Origin of the sequence: uncultured Ruminococcus sp. (assembly GCA_902785355.1) — a bacterium.
Lineage (GTDB): Bacteria > Bacillota > Clostridia > Oscillospirales > Acutalibacteraceae > Ruminococcoides.
Genome location: CACZYF010000072.1, coordinates 1 through 2,768, shown reverse-complemented (window position 1 = coordinate 2,768; position 2,768 = coordinate 1). Strand labels below are relative to the sequence as shown.

At 54.7% G+C, this 2,768-nt stretch carries 2 protein-coding genes; both read right to left on the bottom strand.

What is annotated here, in order from left to right:
• Positions 1-519 (bottom strand): ammonium transporter (locus R2I50_RS10085; protein ID WP_399552888.1); only part of this gene is annotated, 519 nt, incomplete at its 3' end.
• A 116-nt stretch (positions 520-635) separates the two neighbouring features.
• Positions 636-2,729 (bottom strand): glutamine synthetase III, encoded by a 2,094-nt coding sequence (locus R2I50_RS10080; protein WP_316609012.1) that lies wholly within the window; start codon positions 2,727-2,729, stop codon positions 636-638.
• Positions 2,730-2,768 lie beyond the last annotated feature (39 nt).

Genomic DNA, 2,768 nt, shown 5'->3' with positions numbered 1-2,768 from the left:
AGCCGCTATACCGCCTACCATGTGGATCGCGCAGGAGCCTGCGTAGTCGTGAAACCCAAGCTGGGAAAGCCAGCCGCCGCCCCAGATCCAGTGCGCTTCGATCGGGTAGATGAACAGGGAGATCACACCCGAATAGATGCAGTAGGCGGAGAACTTCGTCCTCTCTGCCATAGCGCCGGAAACGATCGTTGCGGTCGTCGCGCAGAAAACAAGGTTGAACACGAAGGTGGAAGCGGCGGTAAAGTCGCCGTTCCCGGGAGACGCGATGAACGCCTTGAAGTGGGTAAATAAATCCATGTTCGGGATACCGATCAGACCGAATAAGGTATCCTCCCCCATCATGATGGTATAGCCCAACAGGGCGAATACCACGGTACCGATACAAAAATCCATTAGGTTTTTCATGATGATATTGCCGGCGTTCTTGGCACGGGTAAAGCCCGCTTCTACCATCGCAAAGCCTGCCTGCATCCAGAACACCAGAGCGGCGCCGATCAAAAACCAAAATTCTACTGTCATAGTTTCACCTTCCAAATATGAAATGAGGCGTACCCCGCGAAAGCAGAGTACGCCTTTGTACATTGTCAATCAGCTAAGAAGTTCATATTTCTTCTTTCTTAGTTCTTATTTCTAACTCATCTTACTCCGAAGAGCAGCTCGCCGTAGGTCGGCAGCGGCCAGATCTCAGCGTCAACGACCGCTTCTGCCGCGTCGGCATAGTTGCGCAGTGTATCCATCTGCGGCAGGAGTTCATCGCGGACGAAGTTCGCTTGCTCCACGATATCGTCGATATGCGCGAGATGCTCCGCCAAACGCTCGAGGATACCCGCGTTGGCGCTCATCTCGTCACAGGCGGCGGAGAGCTTCTCGATGTTAGCAGTTTCATAAGCACAGCTGATCTCTGGAGAAATCGCCTTCTTCATAGAAACGTTCTTCAAGAGCTTCATCAGATAGGTCTCGATCGCGGGGATGATCTGCTTGCCGGTCATATCCACCATCGTCAGCGCTTCGATATTGACCTGCTTGACGTAGTTTTCGAGCATGATCTCCATGCGGCTCTCAAGCTCAGCGACAGTGAATACCTTGTGAGCGGTCAGCATCGCCACATTCTTTTCGTCCAGCAGATGCGGCATCGCGTCGGCAGTCGTTTTGAGGTTGGATAATCCGCGCTTCTCGGCTTCTTCGATCCATGCGTCGTCGTAACCGTTGCCGTTGAAAATGATGCGCTTATGCTCCTTGATCGTCTTACGAATGAGGTCATGAACGTCGTTTTCAAAGTCCTCGGACTTCTCCAGCACATCCGCAAACTGCTTCAAGACTTCCGCGACAGCGGAGTTGAGCATCATATTACAGCAAGCGATGGAGTTAGAGGAGCCGAGCATACGGAACTCGAACTTGTTGCCCGTGAACGCAAAGGGCGAGGTACGGTTGCGGTCGGTGGTATCGCGTCGAAAGCGCGGCAGAACATCAACGCCGAGCTTCATATATTTCTTCTTTGTGCCCTCATACTCGGTATCGTTCTCGATCGCGTCCAGCACAGCAGTCAGCTCGTCGCCGAGGAAGATGGAGATGACGGCGGGCGGCGCTTCATTCGCGCCTAAACGGTGATCGTTGCCTGCGGTCGCGACAGATAGCCTCAGCAGATCCTGATACTCGTCGACCGCCTTGATGACCGCCACGAGGAACAGCAGGAACTGCACGTTCTCGAACGGCGTCTCACCGGGAGTGAGCAGGTTGACGCCTGTATCCGTGCCGATCGACCAGTTGTTGTGCTTGCCCGAGCCGTTCACGCCCTTGAAGGGCTTTTCATGCAGCAGACATACCAGCCCGTGACGTTCCGCAACCTTTTGCATGATCTCCATGGTCAGCTGGTTGTGGTCTGTCGCGACGTTAGTCGTTGTGTAGATGGGCGCCAGCTCATGCTGTGCCGGAGCGACCTCGTTATGCTGGGTTTTCGCGAGGATGCCGAGCTTCCACAGCTCGTCGTTGAGATCCTCCATATACGCGAGGACGCGCGGCTTGATGGTACCGAAGTAGTGATCGTCAAGCTCCTGACCCTTAGGAGGACGAGCGCCGAAGAGCGTGCGGCCTGTATAGATCAGATCCTTGCGCTTTGCGTACAGCTCCTTGGGAACCAAAAAATATTCCTGCTCGGGGCCGACAGAGGTAACGACGCGCTTGACGTCCTCGTTGCCGAAGAGCTTTAAGACGCGCATCGCCTGGATATTCAGCGCCTGCATGGAGCGCAACAGCGGGGTCTTTTTATCCAGCGCGTCGGCGCTGTAGGATGCGAACGCGGTGGGGATACAAAGGGTCTTGCCCTTGATGAAAGCGTAGGAGGTGGGGTCCCACGCGGTATAGCCTCTTGCTTCAAAGGTCGCGCGCAGACCGCCCGAGGGGAACGAGGACGCATCGGGCTCGCCCTTGATCAGCTCCTTGCCGGAGAATTCCATGATCACTCTGCCGTCGGGAGAGGGAGTGATAAAGCTGTCATGCTTCTCGGCGGTGATACCTGTCAACGGCTGGAACCAGTGGGTGTAATGAGTCGCGCCCTTCTCGACCGCCCATTCCTTTAATGCCGCAGCTACGGCGTTCGCTACCTGAATATTCAGCTGCTCGCCGTCGTCGATCGTTTTGCGGAGCTGCTTGTAGATCTTGGGATCCAGCCGCTCTTTCATCGTCTTGTCGTCAAATACCAGACTTCCGAAATATTCTGCTACGTTTGCCATAATACCTTCTCCTTTTCATAAAGAAATAGACAAAGGCGT